This window comes from Sagittula sp. P11, assembly GCF_002814095.1.
Classification (GTDB): domain Bacteria; phylum Pseudomonadota; class Alphaproteobacteria; order Rhodobacterales; family Rhodobacteraceae; genus Sagittula.
Genome location: NZ_CP021913.1, coordinates 2,420,497 through 2,442,629, shown reverse-complemented (window position 1 = coordinate 2,442,629; position 22,133 = coordinate 2,420,497). Strand labels below are relative to the sequence as shown.

Annotated in this window: 17 protein-coding genes and 1 pseudogene; 7 read left to right on the top strand and 11 right to left on the bottom strand. The window is 66.1% G+C overall.

Going from position 1 to position 22,133, the window contains the following annotated elements; all coding sequences use genetic code 11:
• Together CDO87_RS11760 and CDO87_RS11755 are read left to right on the top strand one after the other, a co-directional pair.
• Entirely contained in the window at positions 1 to 1,056 is a 1,056-nt protein-coding gene (locus CDO87_RS11760; RefSeq protein WP_100928948.1) for a hypothetical protein, read from the top strand.
• Positions 1,053 to 2,741, top strand: coding sequence for a peroxidase (locus CDO87_RS11755; RefSeq protein ID WP_100928947.1), 1,689 nt, complete (start codon positions 1,053 to 1,055; stop codon positions 2,739 to 2,741). Before CDO87_RS11760 ends, CDO87_RS11755 begins: the two co-directional genes overlap by 4 nt.
• Here the strand turns inward: CDO87_RS11755 and CDO87_RS11750 are convergent.
• Complete coding sequence (locus CDO87_RS11750; protein ID WP_100928946.1) at positions 2,738 to 5,245, bottom strand: chemotaxis protein CheB; 2,508 nt, start codon at positions 5,243 to 5,245, stop codon at positions 2,738 to 2,740. The two genes, CDO87_RS11755 and CDO87_RS11750, sit on opposite strands and share 4 nt — an antisense overlap.
• A gap of 147 nt (positions 5,246 to 5,392) precedes the next feature.
• Between CDO87_RS11750 and CDO87_RS11745 the strand changes: the two genes are divergently transcribed.
• Positions 5,393 to 6,196, top strand: a complete 804-nt coding sequence (locus tag CDO87_RS11745; protein WP_100928945.1) for a hypothetical protein — start codon at positions 5,393 to 5,395, stop codon at positions 6,194 to 6,196.
• An 18-nt stretch (positions 6,197 to 6,214) separates the two neighbouring features.
• Here the strand turns inward: CDO87_RS11745 and CDO87_RS11740 are convergent, their stop codons facing one another.
• From CDO87_RS11740 to iolD, 7 genes and pseudogenes are all read right to left on the bottom strand, one after another.
• Positions 6,215 to 7,108, bottom strand: coding sequence for an aminoglycoside phosphotransferase family protein (locus CDO87_RS11740; protein ID WP_100928944.1), 894 nt, complete (start codon positions 7,106 to 7,108; stop codon positions 6,215 to 6,217).
• Positions 7,109 to 7,190: 82 nt separating this feature from the next.
• Positions 7,191 to 8,887 (bottom strand): annotated as a pseudogene (locus CDO87_RS11735) (TRAP transporter permease).
• A gap of 692 nt (positions 8,888 to 9,579) precedes the next feature.
• The gene (locus CDO87_RS11730; protein WP_100928943.1) at positions 9,580 to 10,632 is read right to left on the bottom strand and encodes a TAXI family TRAP transporter solute-binding subunit; all 1,053 of its coding nucleotides are present in this window, start codon (positions 10,630 to 10,632) and stop codon (positions 9,580 to 9,582) included.
• Between the two features lie 31 nt (positions 10,633 to 10,663).
• On the bottom strand, positions 10,664 to 12,352 hold the full coding sequence (locus tag CDO87_RS11725; protein ID WP_100928942.1) for a sulfatase-like hydrolase/transferase: 1,689 nt from the start codon (positions 12,350 to 12,352) through the stop codon (positions 10,664 to 10,666).
• A 130-nt stretch (positions 12,353 to 12,482) separates the two neighbouring features.
• Positions 12,483 to 13,394, bottom strand: coding sequence for a LysR substrate-binding domain-containing protein (locus tag CDO87_RS11720; RefSeq protein ID WP_254698079.1), 912 nt, complete (start codon positions 13,392 to 13,394; stop codon positions 12,483 to 12,485).
• 52 nt (positions 13,395 to 13,446) lie between these two features.
• Entirely contained in the window at positions 13,447 to 14,262 is an 816-nt protein-coding gene (locus CDO87_RS11715) for an SDR family oxidoreductase (protein ID WP_100930940.1), read from the bottom strand.
• A gap of 2 nt (positions 14,263 to 14,264) precedes the next feature.
• Positions 14,265 to 16,121: a 3D-(3,5/4)-trihydroxycyclohexane-1,2-dione acylhydrolase (decyclizing) gene (iolD, locus tag CDO87_RS11710; RefSeq protein ID WP_100928940.1), complete on the bottom strand. Its 1,857-nt coding sequence runs from the start codon at positions 16,119 to 16,121 to the stop codon at positions 14,265 to 14,267.
• 97 nt (positions 16,122 to 16,218) lie between these two features.
• On the opposite strand from iolD, the gene iolG reads away from it, so the two are divergent.
• Genes iolG through CDO87_RS11690 form a run of 4 tightly spaced genes read left to right on the top strand, consistent with a single transcriptional unit; the run spans position 16,219 to position 19,850 of the window.
• Entirely contained in the window at positions 16,219 to 17,220 is a 1,002-nt protein-coding gene (iolG, locus tag CDO87_RS11705; RefSeq protein WP_100928939.1) for an inositol 2-dehydrogenase, read from the top strand.
• A gap of 1 nt (position 17,221) precedes the next feature.
• Entirely contained in the window at positions 17,222 to 18,022 is an 801-nt protein-coding gene (locus tag CDO87_RS11700) for an HpcH/HpaI aldolase/citrate lyase family protein (protein ID WP_100928938.1), read from the top strand.
• Positions 18,022 to 18,984: a hydroxyacid dehydrogenase gene (locus CDO87_RS11695; RefSeq protein WP_100928937.1), complete on the top strand. Its 963-nt coding sequence runs from the start codon at positions 18,022 to 18,024 to the stop codon at positions 18,982 to 18,984. Before CDO87_RS11700 ends, CDO87_RS11695 begins: the two co-directional genes overlap by 1 nt.
• Positions 18,981 to 19,850, top strand: coding sequence for a MurR/RpiR family transcriptional regulator (locus CDO87_RS11690; RefSeq protein WP_100928936.1), 870 nt, complete (start codon positions 18,981 to 18,983; stop codon positions 19,848 to 19,850). The genes CDO87_RS11695 and CDO87_RS11690 overlap by 4 nt, the downstream gene beginning before the upstream one ends.
• On the opposite strand, the gene CDO87_RS11685 is transcribed toward CDO87_RS11690, so the two are convergent.
• Genes CDO87_RS11685 through CDO87_RS11675 form a run of 3 tightly spaced genes read right to left on the bottom strand, consistent with a single transcriptional unit; the run spans position 19,847 to position 22,102 of the window.
• Entirely contained in the window at positions 19,847 to 20,695 is an 849-nt protein-coding gene (locus tag CDO87_RS11685; RefSeq protein ID WP_100928935.1) for a polysaccharide deacetylase, read from the bottom strand. The two genes, CDO87_RS11690 and CDO87_RS11685, sit on opposite strands and share 4 nt — an antisense overlap.
• A gap of 16 nt (positions 20,696 to 20,711) precedes the next feature.
• The gene (locus tag CDO87_RS11680; protein WP_100928934.1) at positions 20,712 to 21,353 is read right to left on the bottom strand and encodes a phosphoribosyltransferase family protein; all 642 of its coding nucleotides are present in this window, start codon (positions 21,351 to 21,353) and stop codon (positions 20,712 to 20,714) included.
• Positions 21,350 to 22,102: a BtpA/SgcQ family protein gene (locus CDO87_RS11675; protein ID WP_100928933.1), complete on the bottom strand. Its 753-nt coding sequence runs from the start codon at positions 22,100 to 22,102 to the stop codon at positions 21,350 to 21,352. The genes CDO87_RS11680 and CDO87_RS11675 overlap by 4 nt, the downstream gene beginning before the upstream one ends.
• Between the last annotated feature and the right edge of the window lie 31 nt (positions 22,103 to 22,133).

The following is a 22,133-nucleotide window of genomic DNA, read 5'->3' as shown; positions in this document are numbered from 1 at the left end:
ATGCCGGATCTCGACTCGGGCCATATCTTCCTGACGACGCTTGCACCGATCCGCGACGGCACCTGTGCCGACGGTCACGGATCGTGGCGGCAGCGGGTGCGCAACGCACTGATGGAACTGCCCACCGCCCAGCAGAGCCCCGCGACGATCAAGTCCGGCATGACCAGCCCCTTTGCGCGCAACATGCGCACGCACCTTGCGCGGATGTTCGTGCTGGACGACGTGGTTTACAACGGGCGCGAAGGGCACGACGCCATCGCATCGACCCTGCGCAGCCTGACCGGGGACAAGGACGCCGGCAATCCCGCGATCCCGCAGCACACCGACTTCCTCAATTGCTCATACCTCGTCTTCTGTGCCGACATCGACGCGGTGAAAATGGACGGAGCACCCCTTCCGACGACGCTGACCGCAGCCGAGCAAAGGGATGTACGCAAGTCGTATGCAATGGAGCTGTGGCGCACCATGGGGGAGGAGCTGAGCGCGATCTATTCCAACTGCGTGGGCTTCGACGATATCGACACGGCCGAGAAGTTCGCCGATTACCTCGACCGCTGCCACGTCGAAACGACGATGCCATTCCACGACTACTACATCGACGACCTGTCCGGCGCCTTTCACCGGCTGCCGCTCAAGGCGCTGGCAGCGGCTGTCGGCATTCCGGCCATCATCACGCTGCTGGCCTTGTTATGGGCGCTCTTCAGCAGCGCGCCCATGCCGGTGGTCGGCGGCAATCCGATCTGGACGGCTCTGATCGGCGGGGCGGTCACCTTCGGCGCCTTCGTGGCGTCGGTCAGATACGCCATCGCGAACGGAGAGAAACCCTTGCCGCCCGGGCCTTACGACGATCTGCGGTCCGTGCTGAAGGCGCTCTACGTGCAACAAAGCTTTGCCGATCTGGTCATCGACATGCAAGGCGCCTCGCCCGAGGAAATCCACGCCGCCTACGGCAGATGGTCCGCCGCGCACCGCCCCGCGGATGTGACAGGGCCAAGCCAGCCGCCCGGGATCCTCGAGACACCGCGCGCCGCCAGACCAACGGAGGGCGCGGCATGAGTTATCGTCTCGACCTCGATGACATACAGGGCAATGTGGTGCGTGCATACGGAAAGTATTCATATCCGTTCGCGCGCTACTTCTTCCTCAACATATCCGACCCGGCGAAGGGACGAGCGTTCGTCGGAGAGGTGTCGAAACGCGTGACAACCGCCGCCCGCTGGCCAACGCCGGACGCGAGGCCGCGCTGCACGCTGAACATCGGCTTCACCTTTTTCGGCCTGTTCCGGCTGGAGGTCCCGACCCGCACATTGCAGGCGCTGCCGGAGGAGTTCATCGCAGGCATGAAGGACCGGGCCTTCCTGCTGGGCGACCGTGACCAGACGATGACCGAGGATCAGGCCGACCGGCAGAACTGGGACGGCCACTGGGACCCGATCTGGCAGCGCAACCGGCGCGGCGACGGGTATGACGACGACAACGTGCATATCTGGATCTCGCTGAACGCGCTGCGTGACGTGACGCCCGAACACGCGCTGGACGGCAAGCCCGATCCCAAGCTGACCCGCATGGACCCGGTGCCGGAGTTGGAGGAGACGACGCAATGGCTGCGCGACCTCTGCGCGGCCAATGGCGGGGTGCGCATCCTGCCGGGCAACGGGCAGGACGGCAGCGCCGATTTCCACGCGGCGCAGGCGGTCTTCGACAGGTTCGGTGACGTGTGGCTGCCGACGCCCAAGGAGCACTTCGGCTTCACCGATGGCATCGGCGACCCGATCTTTGCCGGGCAACTGCCGGAGAAGGACGAGAAGGAAGCCGTCATCGGGCGCGGCAAACGCATGGGCAAAGGGTGGGAGCCGCTGAACCCCGGAGAATTCATCCTCGGCCATCCCGACGAAAGCCAGGAATTGCCGCCCACCGCCAAACCGCCTGAGTTCATGCGCAACGGCAGCTTCATGGCATACCGCAAGCTGCACGAGAACGTCGGCAGCTTCCGGGAGGTCATCGCCACGGAAGCCGACCGCTACGCCCGCGTGCAGGGCATCCTGCCGGACGAGGCACAGGTGACCCTGCGCGCCCGGATGGTCGGACGCTGGCCGGACGGCATTCCGCTGGCGCATGCCCCAACGTTTTCCGACTGGCAGAAGGCCCGCGCGGAAACCGGGATGGACGACCCGAACCCGCTGAAGGCCTATGAGAACCAGATTGCATACATAAAGAGTACAAGGTCATCCGACTTCCGCTATGCGGACGACATGAAGGGGTACAGGACACCGCCGGGCGCGCACATGCGGCGGGTGAACACGCGCGATTACCTCGATCCGCTGAACGCGCCCGAAGGCGACAACCCGCAGGCCACGACCGCTCTGAACAAGCGGCGCCGGATCATGCGGCGCGGCCTGCCCTACGGCGCCCTGCCCTCCGACCAACAGACCGACAAGACCGAACAGGGCGTCACGATGATGATCATCTGCGCCTCGCTCTTCCGGCAGTTCGAATTCATCCAGCAGCAATGGATCCAGTACGGGCTGGATTTCCATCAGGGCAACGACACCTGCCCGATCCTCGGCAACCATGACAAGCACCGCCGGATGGCCCTGCCCGCCGATCCGCAGGGCGGTGGCTGCCCCTACACCATGAGCCAGCTCAAGACGGTGGTGGAGTGCCGCGGCGGCGACTACTTCTTCATCCCGTCGATCACGGCGTTGAGAATGCTGACCATGGGGGTCATCGACCCGACCTAGACGATCTCCGTATCGGACGCCCGTTCAAGGACGACCGTCAGCCCCATCAGTTCGTTGTCCTGGATGAAGTACGGCGCGATCACCAGCGACATTTCCTCGTTGTCGACGGTGAACCGGACCTTGCCCGTCTCCCGCCGCTTCAGGACTTCGCTGCAATTGTCGATGAGGCGGGGAAACGATGCGTTCGGGAGTTGCACCTGGCTGATGTGGCCAAGGTGGGCGGCGCGTTCGGACAGGCCGAAGATCTCGATGGCCCGCTTCGACGCGCTCTTGATGTTGAGCATCTGGTCCAGCACCAGCAGGGGCAGCGGCAAGGCCTCGAGGATCGCGACCTGTTCGACGACCAGCTTGTTCAGCTCGTCGGTGTTTATCAGCAGTTCCTCGTTGACGGTGATCAGTTCCTCGTTCGTGGACTGGAGTTCCTCGTTCGAGGTCTCCAGTTCCTCGTTGGTGGACTGCAACTCCTCGTTGGTGGATTGCAGTTCCTCGTTGGTCGACTGCAGTTCCTCGTTCGAGGTCTGAAGCTCCTCCATCGTGATCTGCAGGGCCTCGCGCGCATCGGCCAGCTCGTTCTCGACATAAGCAAGATAGCCAGAGGTTTCCTTGTCGTCGCCGTGGCTTTCGCGTTCCGAACTGATCTCCACCAGGTCGGTCTCGATGGACACGAGGACGTAGCGCGTCTTGCCGTGCGGGGGCAGCGTCATGGGATAGCAGCGCAGGCGGGCACGGTTGAACCCTTGGCCGAGGATCTCTCGCCAAAGGCCGTCGCGGGCCTTGTTGTACTTGAGACAGAGCGGGACGAGGCTGGCCGCCTCAGAGGCCAGCGCCTCCTTCAGCGTGTTCGTGGTCAGCCGTCCGCGCACCTCGTCGGTCACCTTGGTGAAGGCACTGATGTCGCCGAAGATCCGCACGAGGTCCTTCTGTTCGTTGGCGAGGAACCCGACAGGCGCGACCGACGAGGCCAGCACCTCGAACATTTCCTCGCTGCTGGAGTTCAACTCGCCGTTGCCATACTCCTTGCGCTTGTCGCGCTTCTGACGGCGGGGCGGGACGCCGAAGCGAACCAGCGCCTTGTGGTCGAACGACGCGCTTGTCCGTTTGCAGAACAGGCGCATCCGCTCGGCGACCTGTTCGAAATAGGGTGCCATCGCGCCCACGTTTTCGGACGTCCCGAGGAACAGCAGTCCGCCAGGCCGCAGCGCGTAGAGGATCCGCGACATGACCTTTTCCTGCAGCGAACTTTCGAAGTAGATCAGCGTGTTACGGAAGCTGACCAGATCGATCTCCGAGAACGGCGGGTCCTGAAACACGTTGTGGTGCGAGAAGAGCACCATCTTCCGTATCTCCGGCCTCACCCGAAGGAGGTTGTCGCTGAGGGTGAAGTAGCGGCGCAGCATGGATTCCGGGATGCCCGCAGAGGCCGACGCCGGATAGACCCCGGCCCGCCCGCGCGCCAGCGCCGCGGCATCAAGGTCGGTGGCAAAGATCTGGACGCCGCGTTCGCCCTCCTTGCCGGTCAGCTTCAGCGCGTCGGCAATCAGGAACGCGATGGAGTACGCCTCTTCCCCCGAGGCACAGCCCGGCACCCAGACACGGATCGGCCGGTTGCCGACCTCGGCAAGATAGCGGCCCAGTTCACGCCGCAGCGCGTCGAACTGTTCGGAATCGCGGAAGAACCGCGTGACCGAGATCAGCAGGTCGCGGAACAGCGCGTCCAGCTCTTCAACATTGGTGCGGCAGAAGCTGACGTACCGCCCGTAATCATCGAACCCCTTGGCGATCATCCGGCGCTGGATGCGGCGGCTGACGGTGATTTCCTTGTAGTGGCGGAAATTGACCTTGGTCCGCGCCTGCAGCATGTGGAACAGGTCGTCGTATTCCGTCGGTTGCTCGACAAGCGCCTGCAGCTCGGAGAAGTCACGCGGGTGCGCGAGGATGGTCTTAAGCTGTTCGCCGATCTGGCGCGGCGACAGGATGAGGTCGATGGCCCCTGTCTCCACCGCCGAGGCAGGCATCGTGCCGTATTTCGCCGAACTGTTGTCCTGCGCAATGGTGACCCCGCCGGCCTCGCGGATGGCCTGCACGCCATAGCTGCCGTCGCTGCCGGTGCCCGACAGGACGATGCCGACGCTATGCTCTCCGAAGGCTTCGGCGATGGACCGGAACAGCCGGTCGGCAGAGGGTTTCGGCTCTGCCGGCAGGCCGGACGGCGTGCGCAGGTGGACCATGCCGTCTTCCACGACCAGGTCGCTTTTCGGCACCGGGACGTAGATCGTGTTCGGCTCGATGGGCAGGGATTCCTGCACAGCCTTCACCGTCAGGCGCGTCTCTCTCGAGATCAGGGTGGGCAGGACGCTGGCATGATGCGGCGACATGTGCTGCGCGAGGATGTAGGCGCAGTTGAGATCCGTCGGCAGATGCTGGGCAAGCAGGGACATCGCTTCGAGCCCCCCGGCCGAAGCGGCGATGCCGACCACGGTCTGCTGATGTTCAGTCTCGCTCATTCAGTGTCCCCGGTACGGCGCGCCGAGCCCTCCGATCGCCGTTAAACTATTCTTCACCTATCATCGTTTACACATGCTTAACGTGACGAATTCGGACGCGGGCGCGCGCCGGAAAAAGACAACGAATGGCATGGAATCGTTGCAACCATGAATGGATTCACCCCCAACGACTGCGGCACGATTGAACTCTGGCTGTTGCGCTCGGACCCGGACGAGATCTGGCACCTGGCAAATGCGCGTCTTCGCGGACGGATGCACTCCAACCGGATGGTTCCCGACGCGCCCGTGCCGCTGGAGGAGGTGTTCCAGCCGGTGATCGTGCAGATCCTTCTGGGACACCTTCAGTGCGTCGAAGACACGGCGGTGTTCAGCCAGTCGGATTTCCAGGTCCGGATACCCGGTCTGGCTCTGCACGGATTGCGTGTGCTGACCCATTTCAACCGGGACGGCCACGCCTCTGCCAACATCCGTTTCGTGCGCAGCGTCGGCGACAGCTCCGCCATTTTCCAGAAGAGCTATCGCACCGACCCGGCTGCGGACCACAGCCTGAGCGACATGGCCCTGCCCGTGCTGCAGGAATTGCTGTGCCCGGCGCTGGAGGCCTTCGATCACATCCTCGAACACGGGCTTTCAGAGCAGCAGACCGAGCTTTTGCAGGCCCGGGTCAAGACGATGCGCTCGCGGCGCGACGAGCTTTCGGATTACATCTCACTCCTGACCCGCTACCTCGAAGCGGTGGGCAAGGATCCCGAGGAAGACAGGGACGCCCTGCACATCGGGCTGGACCGGGACGTGCCGGCGGTCGGCAGCGCGGGCAGGAACCGGGACATAGCCGCGCGGGTGATGTCCCGAAAAGGCACGCTCCACTGGACGGCGAAGCGCGGCATGGTGCGGGGGGACAACCTGGGCATCCTGCATGGCCATCAGAAGGCCATCGACACCATCAGCTGAACGCCATCACAGGTGCCGTCAGCAGGGGGCGCCCAGTCCAAGCCGGCCCAACACGCAGCGGCTCTCGTCGCAGATGCCTTCGAAGCCTTGCTGCTCCTTGTAGTGGGCCAGGGTGACAACCGCGTCGTACAAGGCCCAGCCGCGTGCCCGGCGCCAAAGGTCGTCGCTTGCGCCAAGGGCCTCCTGGAAGTTCGACATCTCCCATTCGGGCACCCAGCGCCACGCCACGGCCACGTCCGCCGCCGGATCTCCAACCGCCGCGCGGCCCCAGTCGATCACGCCGACCAGTTCGCCGTCGCGGACGATCATGTTCGACGCGCGCAGGTCGCCGTGCAGCCAGCGCGGCTTGCGCACCGGGCTTGCGTCCAGCGCGCTGAGCCAGGCCTCCCGCGCGGATTCCGGCTCGATCTCGTCGTCCATCTTCGAGAAGCACGTCAGCACCTGCTGTGTCACTTCCTTCAGATTGACGCCGCGATAATTGTTGGCCTCCCCGGCGAGGGGCGCGTCCCGGGTCGACTTCTTCCAGAGCGCCTTCAGGAAGGTGGCGAGGGTCTGGACAGCCTCGGCCATGTCGGACACCTCGGTCTCCTCTGCCTCCACGCCGTCGATCCAGTCGACGATGGTGAACGGCCAGTTGAACTGCTGCGTCGGAGCGCCCAGCAACCGGGGCACCGGCACTTCCAGCGGCAGATCGGCGAGGCGCGGCAGCCAAGTGGCTTCGGTTTCGAGCATCTGCACGACTTCGGGCCGCCGCGGCAGACGAACGGCCCATTTGTCCCCGAGCCGGAACATCGCGTTGTCGGCGCCGGAGGCGGCCAGCGGCTGGACCTTCTGGCCACGCCACTTGGCGCCCTGGGCCTCCACCAGGGACCCGACCAACCTTTCGTCGGAAAGGATAACGACGTCGTGCATGTCGTCACTCCGGTAATTGACCACTCTACATAGACGTTTGCACGAAAGCCCGCAAAAGGCCAAGGCCACGAATGGATATGTGTCAGGCCCGGACGGGGCCGCCACGCATGGCCCTGCTGCCGTGCCACAAGAGGTAGACGGCGGCGAGCCCGAGCGCCGGAAGGAAGATCGCGCCTGCCTTCATCATCACGGCCACGGCCAGCACGAGACGCAGGATGGCTTCGGGCAGTCCGATGGAGCGCATGTCGAATCGCGCCAGCGCCCCCGCCATCAGGTAAAGCCCGAGCGCCAGCCGCGCGCCGACCGACGCGAGGCTCAGCCAGTCGATCCCCGGTCCGTAGCCCTCGATGTAGACCTGCGCACCTGTCGAGGCCGCGGGGTCCAGCTTTGCCGAATCGATCAGCAGGAGCTCGGGGTAGAAGGCGAAGACGAACGGCAGGACGAACATCACCACACCGGCGCGCACGGCGGCAAATCCGGTGGCCATGGCGTCCGCCTTGGTGATCGACGCCGCCGCAAAGGCCGCGACGGCAACCGGCGGGGTGATCGCGCTCGCCACCGCGAAGAAGAAGATGAACATGTGCGCGGTGAAGGTCGCGATGCCCAGCCCCACGACCAGCGGCCCCATCAGCAACGCCACGTTGACGTAGGCGGGCACCGTCGGCATCCCCATGCCCAAAAGGATCGCCAGCAGCATCGTCACGAAGAGCGCCGCGAAGAGGAAGACACCGCCGCCCTGCACCTCGGCTCCGAAGGCGCGCAGCAGGCCCAGCACGTCCCGCGCGACAAAGCCCGACAGCCCGGTGAAGTTCAGGCAGAAGTCGATGACGGAGACCGACAGGAACATCAGGTAGAGGGTCGCGATCAGCACACCCGCATCCGCGAAGGCCCCGATCAGAGCGCGCGGCGCCTTGCGGAACTCTGGGTCCAGGCAGAACAGAGCGACCAGAAGCAACACGGCCCACCAGCCCGCGGAACCGGCGTCGCCGGCCGAGTTCTGGATGATCTGGAGCAGGAAGGGCAGGCTCTCCGCGACGCAGGCGGCCCCCTCACCGCTGCGCTCGACGCCCAGCAGGGTGCCGAAGATGCCGCAGCCCACCGCCTCCTTGGGGGTGATGAGCAGCATCAGAATCAGGAGGATCGGCAGCAGGATCATCAGCAGGTTCAGCCGGTCCTGCCCGTTCAGCATCATCTCGGGTGTCTTGTCGCCAACGGCCTCGATGCCCTGCTTGCGGGCCTGGAAGTGGACCGTCAGGAACAGGCAGCCGAAGTAGGTGACGGCGGGGATCACCGCGGCGATGATGACCTCCCGGTAGGGCACGACGGTCATGGCCGACAGGACGAAGGCGGCAACGCCCATCACCGGCGGCATGATCTGCCCGCCGGAGGAGGCGGCCGCCTCCACCCCCCCGCGAAGGTCTTGGAAAACCCGCGCCGCAGCATCATGGGAATGGTCAGGACGCCGGTCGACAGCACGTTCACCACCGGCCCGCCGGAGATGGTGCCGAACAGTGCGCTCGACACGATGGCGGCGTGGGCGGGCCCGCCCTTCAGCCGCCGGGTCCAGAGGAACGCCAGCTTGATCAGCGACTTGCCCCCGGCGGAAATCCCGAAGAGCGACCCCAGCACGATATAGGGGAAGACCGTCGACAGCAGGATTCCCATGAACCGGCCCAGCAGACCCTGGGCGTTGTTGACGAGGATGTCCTCCACGTTGGGGCGGCCATCCATCAGCGAACGCGGCTCTCCCCCCAGCTTGGTGATGAGGTACTTGTTCATGTCCTCGGACCCGAAGAAGTACCAGATGCCCACGGTGATCAGGGTGTAGGCGAAGATCAGGATCGCCACGGCCACCAGCGGGAAGCCCCAGACCCGGACGTTGTAGCCAAGGAAGACCGCGATGCCAGCGCCGACGATGGCGAAGATCCAGACGCCGAGCGTGCGGATGCAGGCGGGGTCATCCACCGAGGTCGGGGCGGGCAGCCCGTAGAGCTCGGCGAATTCCTTCTCTTCCTGCAGGGCGCGGGCGATCAGCTCGGCCCGTTCGCCGGTGAACTGGTCGATCATGCAGACCGAGTCGATCTCGATCAGGTAGGCGGCGGACACCGCCACGGCCATCGTCACCAACGCGATGTCCATGAAGGCCCCGAAGCGGCGGCGGCCCGGGCCGAAGCCGCGAACCGTCCAGTCCGCCCAGAACGAGTGGTTGCACGCCACCGTCAGCATCATCAGCACGAAGGCGATGGGATAAAGCCATTCGTAGGGGAATTTCCGGATCGCGAAGGCCGGGTTGCCGGTCACGTCCTGCGCCCAGGCGTCCAGCCCGGGGATGGACGGAATGGTGTTGAGCATCCCGATGACCACGAGGATCAGGCCAAGCGCCTGCGCGGCACGTTTCAGGAACGGCATCTTGTCCGACATTTCAGGATCTCCCGGCAGAGGGGGCGGACCGCGCGGCCCGCCCTGTCAGGTCACTTCGCGCAGTCCGGGACTTCGTACCCGGCTTCTTCCCATGCGGCGATGGCGCCGGGGTGGTACTTCAGCGTCAGCGCACCGCAGAATCCGGTGATCCGCTGATCCAGCACGTCGAAGTTGACGTTGCCCGCGTAGGGCGCGCGCTTTTCCAGTTCGGGGATCGAGGCGATGTAGGCCGCCGTGACCTCCCTCACCAGATCGTCGGGCAGGTCGGCGCGCACGTAGGTGGCAAACGGCACGCCGGGCGAGCGGAATGTGTCGTCCTCAGAGATCACGTTCACGCCCTGGTCCGGACCATAGCCCATGTCCGCGATCTTGACCTCCACCGGGCTGTTGCCGGGGGCCGAGAGGAACTTCTGCATCCCTTCGCTTTCCCAGATGTCCTTCGGGAAGGACACGATGTTCACGTCACCTGCCGACAGCGCCATGACCACGCGGTCGGAGGGGAAGGTGATCGGGACGAGGAACGCCTCGGCAGAGCCATCGACCAGCGCGGTCGGCAGTTGCCCCCAGTTGGTCTGGTAGCCGGTGTAGTCCTCGCCGTCCTTGAACCCGCCCGAGCCCAGCAGGATCGTCTGCCGTCCGAGCGTCAGCGCCGCGCCGCGTGGCGGGCCGTTCCAGACGGTGCGCCCCTTCAGGTCCTGGTAGGAGGTGATGTTCGACGCGACCGGCGCGAACAGCCCGTAGGCGCCCGCGTTGAACGGCGCGATGGCACGGATGTTCTGCACCAGATCCTTGCCGCCCTCACCGATGTTGGAGAACGGCCCGCGTCCGTTTTCCAGCAGGAAGTAGAGGATCGTGGGCGCCGTCACCATGTCGGACTTGCCCTCGGCCACGTTGACCATGGAGTTCGTGGCGGTCTGGCCTTCCTGCACCTGCACGTTGGCCACACCCTCGCGGGCGAGCACATCGGCGAGGTGCATCATCATCAGGTGCGGCGAGTTGCCCGCGCTCGATGTTTCGGCGCTCAGGTTGGCCTGCGCCTGCGCCGTGACACCCGTCACCGCAAGGGCGCCTGCAACGGCAGCCGTCTTCAAGAATGTCTTCATGGTTCTCCTCCCCAAGACATGGTTTCCTTTGTCATTCGCCGGGTGCGCCAAGCCTCCCCCCGCGCATGTCCCGGGCCTTGCGCCCGATGTACTTGGCCGTGATCTCCTGCGGCAGCTCGGTCTCCTCCACGATCCCGATCAGCACGCCGGTACGGCCCGGCCCTGCGGTGCGCTCCTTCACGAAGGCGTCGTTGGACATGGTTGTGCGCGCCGCCGGGCGCCGCGCCCAGGCGTGCAGGCGGTCGTACATCCGCGCCCGGACATCTGCGTGAGCCTCGCTCGCGCCCAGGTCTTCCAGCTCATGCGGGTCGTTCTTCAGGTCGAACAACATCGGCCGGTGACCACTTTCGAAGTGGATCATCTTCCAGTCGTGGTCCGCGACCATGAACATCCGCGACTGATCCGGATGCAGCCCCAGCCGGCCGGCCAGCGGACTGCTGGAATAGTCGTATTCGCAGACCACCACCTCGCGCTCAGGCGCCGCGCCGCCGCGGAGCATCGGCAGCAGCGACTGCCCTTCGAGGATGTGGTCCAGCTTCGTCGGATCGCCGCCAGCCACCTCCACGAAGGTCGGCAGGAAGTCGATGCACTCCACCAGCGCGTCAGAGGTCGTGCCGCGCGTGGCATCGGCCTCCGGCGAAGGGTCGTAGACGATCAGCGGCACCTTGACCGACGCCTCGTGGAAGAAGGTCTTTTCCCCCATCCAGTGGTCGCCCATGAAGTCGCCATGGTCGGAGGTCACGACGATCAGCGTGTCCTCCATCCGGCCGGTTCGCTCGAGAAAGTCGAACAGCACGCCCATCTGGTCGTCGCACTGCTTGATAAGGCCCATGTAGGCGCGCAGAACCTTCTCCCGCACCTCGTCGCGGGCCAGCGCCTTGCCGACGGGCGCATTCTGGAACCCCTTGAACACGGGGTGATCCGTCTCGCGCTCCGCCTCCGAGGCTATGCGCGGCAGGAAGTCCTGCGGCCCGTACATCGACGCATAGGGCTCCGGCACGATGTAGGGCCAGTGCGGCTTGATGTAGGACAGGTGGCAGCACCACGGTCCTTTCGCCTGCTCGATGAATTCGATGCCGCGGCGCGTCAGGTACGGGGTCTCGCTGTCCTCCTCGCGGATGTTCGCGGGCCGGTCGGAGTTTTCGAGGAACCAGCCGGACAGCACGTTGCCGTCGTCGTCCAGTCCCGAATTGGCATAGTCGTGCCAGGGGTTGTCGCTGTCGTAGCCCTTGCCGCGCAGGTATTCGTTGTACTTCAGCGCGCCGCCCTCGTCATAGAGCCCGTCCGGCCCCTCCGGGCGCATCCCGTCGTCACGCTCGAAGATGTCGAAACCGCATTCGCTGACCCGCGCGCCAATCACGCTGTCCGGTTCCAGTCCGAGGCGGCGCATCCCCTCGGCGTCGGCCGCCATGTGGGTCTTGCCCACCAGCCAGCAGCCCATGCCCAGATCGCGCAGATGGTCGCCCATCGTCAGCTCGCCGACCTTGAGCGGCACGTTGTTCCACGATGCGCCATGCGAATGCACGTAGCGCCCGGTGTAGGTCGACATCCGCGACGGTCCGCACAGCGGCGACTGGATCGTGCAGCGGTCGAAGCGCATCCCCTTCGACGCCAGCCGGTCGAGGTTCGGCGTCTGCAGATGCGGATGGCCGTAGCAGCTCAGGTAATCCCAGCGGAGCTGGTCGAACATGATGAACAGGATATTCTTCGGAGCCGCCATGCGCGCCGTTCCCCTCCCCTTGGACTGTCGCGCTCTGACGGCGCCATGCCACCAAACTACCGACCGGTCCCGGAAACATGAAATCGATTCTGCGCGTTATCTATATCGGATCGGATATAGATCGGAGTTGTCAGGCATAGTCCCGTGCCACGATCCGCACCGCTTCGGCAAAGCGCGCGGCCTCGGGCGACAGCGCCCGCCCGGTGCGGAAGGAGATGCCGACCGACCCGGCCAGTTCCTCGCCCGACAGGCCCAGCTTCACGAGTTCGCCCTCCGCCAGTTCCCGCCGGATCGCGCCCAATGGAATGGCGGCGACGGAGGGCGTCTCGCGCAGAAAACTGCGGGTGAACTCGAAGGAAACCGTCTCGATCTGCCTGCGGAACCGGGCCAGCCCGCGCGCCGTCATGAACTTGTCCAGTTCGCGCCGGATGATTGTCCCGCCCAGCGGCACCACCACCAGTTCGGCGCCCACCTCGGACAGCGTGACCTCCCCGGGCCGCGCCGCGAAAGGGTGGGTGTGGTGCACGGCAAAGACGATGTCCTCGGGGTACAGGTGTTCGAAGCTGACCCCCTCCATGTGTTCCAGCGACAGGAGCCGGCCAAGCAGCATGTCGATCTCGCCCCGGTTCAGGCGCGTGATCAGTTCCGACACGTTGGCCCAATGCAGCTCCAGATCGACGTCCGGGGTATCCGCCTTGAACATGACCGACGACCGCATGGCGAGGGTCCGCGCCACGTTGGGCAGCACCCCCACCGACACGCGCGGCACCGCCGCCGTGCCACCCGCCAGACGCACACCCTCTTCCATCTGCGAAACCGCCGGGTCGAGGTGCCGGCGCAGCCGCTCGCCCGCCTCCGTCAGCGTCAGCCCGCGCCCGCCTCGTTCGAAAAGCGGCTGGCCGACGAGGGCCTCCAGCTCGGCCAGCGACCGCGAGACGGCGGGCTGGGAGGAGTTCATCTCTTTCGCCGCGGCGGTCATCGACCCGCAGCGCGCGATGGTCAGGAAACAGCGGACATGCCGCATCCTCAGACGGTTCAGCAAGTTGACCTCCCCCTTGGGTCCGGGGCCAGCCTAGCGCCGCCCCGGGCAAAGGTCACGCCGTCAGCGGTTCTGCCGGTGCGGGCGCCTGCCCGTCGTAGCCGCCCCAGACCGACTGGTCGAAGTGGATCACCGCGCCGGTCATCATGCCGCTGTCGTCCGACGCCATCCACAAGACCGCCTTGGCGACCTCTGCCGGTTCCAGCAGCCGCCCGAAGGGCATCGTCGCCGCCATCCTGTCGATGAAGCCTGCATCGCCCTGCTCCGCCTCCTGCAGCGCGCGCTCGTTGTCGGAGTTCATCCAGCCGATATCGAGCTGGTTCACCCGTATGCCGTTGCGCATCAGCGCAAAGCCGGAGTTCCGCGTCAGCGTGGCCAAAGCCGCCTTGGACGCGCAATAGGGCGCGATGAACGGCTGCCCCGCGTGTTCGGAGGTGGAGCCGATGTTGACCATCGTTCCCTTCACACCCTCCCTGCTCATCAACTTGACCGCGTCCTGCATCAGGAAGAACGGCGCGCGGGTGTTGACCGCGAACATGCGGTCGAACATCTCGGGCGTGGTGTTCAGCAAATTGCCCCGGTCGGTCAGACCGGCCGCATTCACCAGGATGTCGACCCGGCCGAACGCCTTGTCCACGGCGGACATGATGGCCTGCACGTCCTCGACATTGGCAAGGTCGGCGGCGATCATTTCCACCGGGACGCCTGTCTCCTCGGTGATCGCGGCGGCGACCTTCCGGCCCTTGTCCACGCCGCGCCCGACAATCGCGATACCGGCCGCACCCGCTGCGGCGAACAGCCGCGCGATGGCTGCACCCAGACCCTGCGTACCTCCGGTGATGACGGCGATCTTTCCATCTATGCGGTTCATCTTCATACCCCCTGCCGCTGCCTGCGGCGCAATGCTTCCTGTCCGTCGCGCGCCTTGCGGACGCTCTCCCGTTCGTTGATTTCCGGCACGCCCACGTACCAATCGGCGCCGCCGTCGGTCCAGACATGGGCGTCCGTCTCGATCACCAGCACCGTGGTGCGGTCGGTGGTCTGCGCCCAGTCCATCGCGGTCTCGAGGTCGGCGAGGCTTTCGCAGAACCGCGCCTCTGCCCCCATCGCCCGCGCATGGGCGGCAAAGTCGACATGCAAGGGCGCATCCCGGTTCTGTACCCGCGTATCCTTCAGCAGGTTGTTGAAGCCCGGAACGCCCATGCCGGTCTGAAGCCGGTTGATCACGCCGAACCCGCCGTTGTCGCAGACCACCACGATCATCTTGTGGCCGGTCAGCACGGTCGAATAGATGTCGGAGTTCATCATCAGGTAGGACCCGTCGCCCACCATCACGATGGGCACCCCCTTGCCGTTCTTCGCCATGGCGTGCCCCCAGCCGCCCGCGATCTCGTAGCCCATGCAGGAAAAGCCGAACTCGAGGTCGTAGGTGTGGGGCGCCTTGACCCGCCAGTTCTTCGCCGTCTCGCCCGGCAGTCCGCCCGCTGCGGTCACCATGGTGTCGTCGGGCGAGGCCTTGCGGTTCACCACGCCAATCACCTGCGCGTAGGAGGGTACCGCCGCGTTGGTCGGTTTCTGCCCCTCGTCCAGCGCGCGGTTCCAGTCGGCGTAAAGCTCCTGCGCGCGTGCCATCCGCGCCGGATCGCAGGCCCAGTCTCCCAGCGCCTCGTCCAGTTCGGCGATGCATTCCAGCGCGTCGCCGACCACCGGCAGGGCAAAGTGTTTCGACGCATCGAACCGCGCCGCGTTGATGTTCAGGAACCGCGCGTCGGGCGCAAAGGTCGTCCAGGATCCGGTGGTGAAGTCCTGCATGCGCGTGCCGACGGCGATCACCACGTCCGCGGTTTCTGCCAACTCCTTCGAGGCATCGGTCCCCTCGATCCCCATGGCGCCGGTGTAGGCCGGGTGGTCGTGCACCACGGCGCCCTTCCCGGCGATGGTCTCCGTCATTGGGATGCCGCGTCGCACGGCGAAGTCTGCCAATGCCTCGCCCGCACCGGAGTAGCGCACCCCGCCGCCCGAGATGATGAGCGGGCGCTTCGCCCCCTTCAGCAACTCCACCGCCGCGCTGACCTCCGACCGCGAGGGGCGCGGCCGGGGAATGGTCCAGACCTTCTCGGCAAAGAAGGCTTCGGGGTAGTCGTAGGCGATTTCCTGGATGTCCTGCGGCAGCCCGATGAAGGCCGGGCCGCAATCGGCAGGGTCCAGCATTGTCGTGACCGCCTGCGGCAGCGACGACAGGATCTGCGCCGGATGCACGATCCGGTCCCAGAAACGCGACACCGCCCGGAAGCCGTCGTTCACCGATGTGGAGGGGCAGCCGTAATGCTCCACCTGCTGCAGCACCGGGTCGGGCAGCCGGTTGACGAAGGTGTCCCCGGACAACAGCAGGACCGGCAGCCGGTTGGCATGGGCCACGCCCGCCGCGGTGATCATGTTGGTCGCCCCCGGCCCGACCGATGAGGTCGCCACCATGATCTGTCGGCGGCGTTTCGCCTTGGCAAAGCCTACCGCGGCAAGGGCCATGGACTGCTCGTTCTGGCCGCGCCATGTTGGCAGCCGGTCCTGAACCTGTTCGAGGGCCTCCGACAGGCAGGTCACGTTGCCGTGGCCGAAGACCCCGAAGACGCCCGCGAACAGCGGAACGCGCTCGCCGTCGATCTCGGTGTGCTGGGCGCAAAGCCAGCGCACCAGCGCCTGCGCCATGGTCAGGCGGACTGTTGCCGTCATACCGATTCCTCCTCCTCTTTGGGGAAAAACCTACGGAACGATCATTGACAATGCAACGCCCTTGCAACGATCATTGCAGAAACGTCGGGAGGACCCAATGACCAGAATCGCATTGCTCGGCTGCGGCCGGATCGGACGCATGCACGCCGAGATCATCGCGGCCCACCCGCGCGCCACGCTTGCCGGGGTTTTCGACACGCATTCGCCCAGTTCAGAGGAGGTCGCCGTCAGGCTGGGCGTGCTGCAGTACGACTCGCCCGAGGCCGCCTTTGCCTCCGACGCCGATGCCGTGCTGATCGCCACGCCCACCGCAACCCACGTCGATTTCATCAAGGCCGCCGTCGCCGCCAACAAGGCCGTGCTGTGCGAAAAGCCCGTGGACCTCGACCTCGCCCGCGCGCGGCAATGCGCCGAGGACGTGAAGGGGGTCAGCGCGCCCATCATGATCGGCTTCTGCCGCCGCTTCGATCCCGGCCACCGCGCCGCCCGTGCCGCCCACCGCAACGGCCAGCTTGGCGACCTGCATCAGGTTGTCATCACCTCCCGCGATCCCGGCATGGCACCAGACGGCTACATCGAGACCTCCGGCGGCATCTTCCGCGACATGACGATCCACGACCTCGACCTCGCCCGCTTCATGCTGGACGAGGAGGTGACCCACGTCACCGCCACCGGCGCGCGTCTGGTGGCGCCCGAGCTGATGGAACGTTGCGGCGACTACGACACGGTGACGGTCATCCTGAACACCGCCTCCGGCAAGCAGGCGATCATCACCAACTCGCGCGAGGCGGTCTACGGCTACGACCAGCGGGTCGAACTGTTCGGATCGGGCGGCATGGCGCTGTCCGACAACCACCGGGAAAACGCGGCAGAAGTCTGGGGCAAGGGCTTCACCCGACACGCCGCTCCGCTCCAGCATTTCTTCATCGAGCGTTACCGGGCCGCCTTCATCGCCGAGATCGACAACTTCGTCGACGCCTGCGCCGGGACCGCCGCGCCCGAGGTGTCGCTGGACGACGGGGTCAAGGCGTTGGCGCTGGCCGAGGCCTGCTTCCGCTCCATCGCCGAAGCCCGGACAATCGCGGTAAAGGACGTCTGACATGAAGAACAAGCTCAAGGCCCTCTGGGCCGAAGGCAAACCGGCGCTGAACGGCTGGTGCTCCATCGGCAACCCCTTCACGGCCGAGATCATGGCCGCGCAGGGGTACGACTCTGTGACTGTCGACTGGCAGCACGGCGCGATCGGCTACGCCGACATGCTGGCGATGCTGCAGTCCATGCGCGCCAGCGGCGTGACGCTGATGGCCCGTGTCCCGTGGCTCGATCCGGCGGCGGTCATGAAGGCGCTGGATGCCGGCGCGATGGGCATCGTCTGCCCGATGATCAACTCCCGCGCAGAGGCGGAGCGCTTCGTTTCCTACATGCGCTATCCGCCGCACGGCCAGCGCAGTTTCGGCCCGACGCGGGCGGGTTTCGCCATGCCCGGCTACGGCCCGCAGATGAACGACGAGGTGCTGGCGCTGGCGATGATCGAAACGCAGGGCGGCGTCGACAACCTCGAGGACATTGCCTCCACCCCCGGCCTCGACGGGATCTACGTCGGACCGGCGGACCTGACCCTCGGCACGCAGGGCGGGCGGCTGCCCCCCGGCTTCGACCGGCAGGAACCGGAGATGATCGACCTCATCAAGCGCATCGCGCAGGTCTGCAAGGCCAATGGCATCAAGGCCTGCCTGCATTGCGGGACACCGGATTACGCGGCGCAGGCCATCGGCTGGGGTTACGACCTGACCACCGTCGGCGGCGACTCGCGGCTGCTGGCCGCGGCGGCCAGCGCCTCCGTCAAACGGTTCCGCGACCTGACCGGCGCGGGCGCAGATGGCAACGAAGGAGCCTACTGATGCCCCACGTCCTTGTCGCCGGAAAGCTGCACCAGCTCGGGCGCGATATCCTCGAATCCGCCCCGGACATCACGGCCACCTACATCGACGACATCTCGGAAGACAGCTACACGCCCCACATCGCCAAGGCCGATGCGCTGCTGATCCGCACGCAGGCGCTGACCTCGCCGACCATAGACCGGGCAGAGCGGCTGAAGGTCGTCTCGCGGCACGGGGTCGGCTACGACGCCGTCGATGTCGCGGCCCTGAACGAACGGGGTATCGCCTTGGCGGTCTGCGGCGACGTGAACTCCACCTCCGTCGCCGAACACGCCTGCATGCTGATCCTCGCCGCCTTCAAGCGCGCGCTGCGGGCCGACGTGGCGGTGCGGCGCGGGCCATGGGGCTGGCGCAACCAGCTCGAATCGCAGGACATCCGCGGCCGCAACCTGCTGATCCTCGGCTTCGGGCGGATCGGCCAGAACACCGCCCGGATGATGTCGGGCTTCGGCATGAACATCCGCGCCCACGACCCCTACCTGCACCGCCACGGCTGGCCGGACGGCGGCATTCCCGCGTTCGAGGACCTGGGTGAGGCACTGGGCTGGGCCGAAGTGATCTCTGTCAGCGCGCCCAAGGGCGACCGGCCCCTGATCGGCGCGGCAGAGTTCGAGGCGATGAAACCCGGCGTGGTGATCGTGAACACCGCCCGCGGCGGCATCGTGGACGAACGGGAACTGGCGAAGCATCTGAAATCGGGCAAGGTCTCTGCCGCGGGGCTCGACGTGTTCGAAGCGGAACCGCTGCCGGCGATTCACCCGCTGAAGGGCTTCGACCAAGTGATCCTCTCGCCCCACATCGCGGGCGTGACCGAGGGCGCGGCGCAGCGCATGGCGGTCTCGTCGGCGCAGAACGTCCTCGACTTCTTTGCCGGGACGCTCGACCCGGCGCTGATCGTCAACCGGGCGCAGATCGGACGATGACGGCAACCGCGCCCCCGGCAGACTACGAGGAGCTCATCCGCCTGATCCACGACCGATTCGACGGCATGAGCAAGACCTACCAGCAGATCGCGGAGTACCTCACGCAGAACCCAAACGAGGTCGCCGTCCTGTCGGTCAACGCCAGCTCGGCGCAGTGTGGGATACATGCCTCCAGCTTCGTGCGGTTCGCGCAGGCGTTAGGCTACTCCGGTTTCAAGGACCTGCAGGCGCTGTTCCAGCGGCGCCTGTCGACCGCCGCCCCGGGGTTCGAGGCGCGCAAGCGGGCGCTCGAAGGCGACCTGCGCCAGCATGGCGGCACCGCACCCGACGCGCTGCAGGACCTCGTGGTGCGCGACATCGCCTCGCTTCAGGACCTGCTGGACCGCACCGACCCGGAGGCCATGACCCGCGCGGCCGAGATGATCGACAACGCCCAGACCGTCTACCTGATCGGCCAGTTGCGATCAGAGCCGGTGGTCGTCCTTTTGCGCTACATCCTGACGATGCTGGGCAAACCCTGCGTGCTGCTCGATGCCTCCGGCGGGCTGGCGACGCACATGGCCCGGAACATGGCCGCGTCCGACCTTCTGATCGCCGTGGCCTTCCGCTTCTACGCCAACGAGGTGGTCAACGTCGTGGAAGAGACCGCCCGGAAGGGCACCCCGGTGATCGGGATCTCCGACAGCACGCTTTCACCGCTGAACAAGCCCGCGACACTGCTGTTCGCGGTGCCGGAGCATGACTACACCTTCTCCCGCTCTCTGGCGGCACCGATGTGCCTTGCGCAGGCATTGATGGTCGCGGTCGCTGCGCGGTCCCAGCCGGGGGCCGAGCCGCCGCGCATCCCGACCGTCACGACGCGCTAGATCTCGTCGACCCGAAGCCGGTCCTTGTGGGTCAGGGCATGGCGGGCGATCTCCTCCAGCGGGGCGAACCACGCGTCGCCCGACGACAGCACCCCCTCCAGCCAGCGCTCCATCGCCTGCCAGCGCGCCAGTCGCCCGGTGAGGAAGGGATGCAGCACAGGCATCCAGAACCCGCCGACGGAATGCGCCGCCTCGTATTCCTCGATGAACCCGCGGATGCCGTCAGAAGGGGCGCGCACCGGCATCAGGTAGCCGATCTCTTCGAAATGCGCGAAGGGCGGCCAGTCGTCGTTGCCCCAATGCGGCGGCAGTTCCAGCAGGTCGCCCTGCGGCGCCTTCAGAAGGTACGGCATCTCGTCCGCCATCAGCGAACTGTCGTACAGGAACCCCTCGTCGATCAGCCGCCCGATCACGCCCGGCGTGGCGTTGTAGACCGGCGCGCGATAGCCGCGCGGCTTCTGCCCCGTCAGCCGGACATGCACCTCCATCGCACGCCCGAACAACTCGGCCTCGACCTCGTCGGAATGCCCCATCGGGTCCTCGTGGCGCCAGGAATGATGACCGATCTCGTGCCCGTCCTTCAGGATCGCCTCCACGGTGGCCGGGTAGGTCTCCATCACCCAGGCGGGCATGAAGAAGGTCTGGGTCAGAGCGAACCGCCGATAGGTGTCGAGGATGCGCGGCACCGCCACCGTCGGCCCGTAGCGCCCCATGCTGACCGGCGCGAGCCGCAGGTGGCCGTCCTCGGGCCGCGCATTTCGGATCAGGCTGTCGGCGTCCACGTCGAATGTGATCGCGGCGGCCAGACGTTTTCCGTCGGGCCAGGGCAAGGGGTTCAGCAACATGGTGGGGCCTTTCCGTTCAGACAGGCGCCGTCACGCCCGCCGTCGGGAAGGTACGGTCCGCGCGGTAGGTCTTGAAGCTGGAAAGCGTCTGCGCATTGCATTCCGCCTGCCATTTCGATCCCTGCATCACGGCAGTGACCACCTTGTAGGCAGAGCGGTAGGCGTCGGTGGCCGGGTTCTCCTCCATGGCGATTGCGACCATCCCGGCGACCTTGCCGCCCTGCCGCTCCACCAGTCGCACGGCGCCGTCCATCGTGCCGCCGGTCTCGACCCATTGATCGGCGAGCAGGACACGCGTTCCCGGCGCGAATGCAGGCGTCCGCATCTCCATGTCCTGCGTCCGGCCGGAGTAGTTGCCGTAACTCACGCTGTCGGTGTCGACGCACAGCTTGTTTGCCTTGCGGATCGGCAGGAAACCCCGCCCCAGCCGGGCCGCCAGCGCCGCACCGAGGACGAAGCCCATGGCATCCAGCCCCGCGACAACGTCCACGTCATCGGCGTCGATCTCTGCGCAGAGATCGTCCAGGAGGTCGCCGAAGGCCGCCGCGTTGATGTAGATCGAGGTCGGGTCGAGCCATGCGAACTTCGGCCCCTTGGTGTTGGGCGACATAAGCGAGAGGTACCAGCGGTCGTCACGGGGGCCTTTCAGATCGGTCATGGGTGCGCTCCTTTCCGGGCATTGCGCGTGACCTCCAGCAGGGCGTTCAGCCGCGCGGGGTCGATGTTGTGGAAATCGCCGTCGAAGTTGATCCCCGTCGCGACGAGGAAGATGTCCACCAGCGGCGCATAAAGATGCGCGTTCTCCGGCGTGATCCCTGAGGCCAGCGCCAGCGGCGCATCCCCCAGGGCCGCGCGGAAGTTTTCTATCTTGGTGAGGTCGGCCTCCTGCCCCGTGGCGATGCCCGACGTGCAGACCACGTCCATGTAGAGCAGCGCCTTGCGGGCGGCCTCGGCATGATCCTCGGGGTTCACTGGACGCTGCTTCTTGAAGGCGACACCGCCGAGGTAGAGGCCACCCCAACCGCTCTGCGCGCGGATTCGGGCGATCTGCTCCGCCTCCGCCTGCGCCTCCTCACGCTCGTCGATGCGGGCGTCGTCGGCCCAATAGGCGTCGATCCGGCAGCCTTCCTGCGCCAGTTGCCCCAGCACCGGAAACCCCACGCCGCCCGTTTGGGCAAGGAAGTTCACCCCCAGCCAGAGATCCGTTCGCGCGGCACGCACCTCCCGCAGGACCGGCAGGAAGTCCTCCATCGGGAAGTCGTGGTTGATGAGGAACGCCCCCGGGCAACCGGCCCCCTCTACCGTATCGATATTGCGGAGCGCCTGCCCCACATCCAGAACGTGAATGACCGGCGTGACCGCCGGGAGGCCGTCCTTAACCAGTCGATCAAAATTTGGGCGATCCATGCCGATCCTCCGATTTATTTACGCTTGGATA

Bases quoted from the DNA above. Each gene is read 5' to 3' on its own strand.
- CDO87_RS11760 (WP_100928948.1), top strand. From the start codon at position 1: ATGCCGGATCTCGACTCGGGCCATATCTTCCTGACGACGCTTGCACCG.
- CDO87_RS11755 (WP_100928947.1), top strand. From the start codon at position 1,053: ATGAGTTATCGTCTCGACCTCGATGACATACAGGGCAATGTGGTGCGT.
- CDO87_RS11750 (WP_100928946.1), bottom strand. From the start codon at position 5,245: ATGAGCGAGACTGAACATCAGCAGACCGTGGTCGGCATCGCCGCTTCG.
- CDO87_RS11745 (WP_100928945.1), top strand. From the start codon at position 5,393: ATGAATGGATTCACCCCCAACGACTGCGGCACGATTGAACTCTGGCTG.
- CDO87_RS11740 (WP_100928944.1), bottom strand. From the start codon at position 7,108: ATGCACGACGTCGTTATCCTTTCCGACGAAAGGTTGGTCGGGTCCCTG.
- CDO87_RS11730 (WP_100928943.1), bottom strand. From the start codon at position 10,632: ATGAAGACATTCTTGAAGACGGCTGCCGTTGCAGGCGCCCTTGCGGTG.
- CDO87_RS11725 (WP_100928942.1), bottom strand. From the start codon at position 12,352: ATGGCGGCTCCGAAGAATATCCTGTTCATCATGTTCGACCAGCTCCGC.
- CDO87_RS11715 (WP_100930940.1), bottom strand. From the start codon at position 14,262: ATGAACCGCATAGATGGAAAGATCGCCGTCATCACCGGAGGTACGCAG.
- iolD (WP_100928940.1), bottom strand. From the start codon at position 16,121: ATGACGGCAACAGTCCGCCTGACCATGGCGCAGGCGCTGGTGCGCTGG.
- iolG (WP_100928939.1), top strand. From the start codon at position 16,219: ATGACCAGAATCGCATTGCTCGGCTGCGGCCGGATCGGACGCATGCAC.
- CDO87_RS11700 (WP_100928938.1), top strand. From the start codon at position 17,222: ATGAAGAACAAGCTCAAGGCCCTCTGGGCCGAAGGCAAACCGGCGCTG.
- CDO87_RS11695 (WP_100928937.1), top strand. From the start codon at position 18,022: ATGCCCCACGTCCTTGTCGCCGGAAAGCTGCACCAGCTCGGGCGCGAT.
- CDO87_RS11690 (WP_100928936.1), top strand. From the start codon at position 18,981: ATGACGGCAACCGCGCCCCCGGCAGACTACGAGGAGCTCATCCGCCTG.
- CDO87_RS11685 (WP_100928935.1), bottom strand. From the start codon at position 20,695: ATGTTGCTGAACCCCTTGCCCTGGCCCGACGGAAAACGTCTGGCCGCC.
- CDO87_RS11680 (WP_100928934.1), bottom strand. From the start codon at position 21,353: ATGACCGATCTGAAAGGCCCCCGTGACGACCGCTGGTACCTCTCGCTT.
- CDO87_RS11675 (WP_100928933.1), bottom strand. From the start codon at position 22,102: ATGGATCGCCCAAATTTTGATCGACTGGTTAAGGACGGCCTCCCGGCG.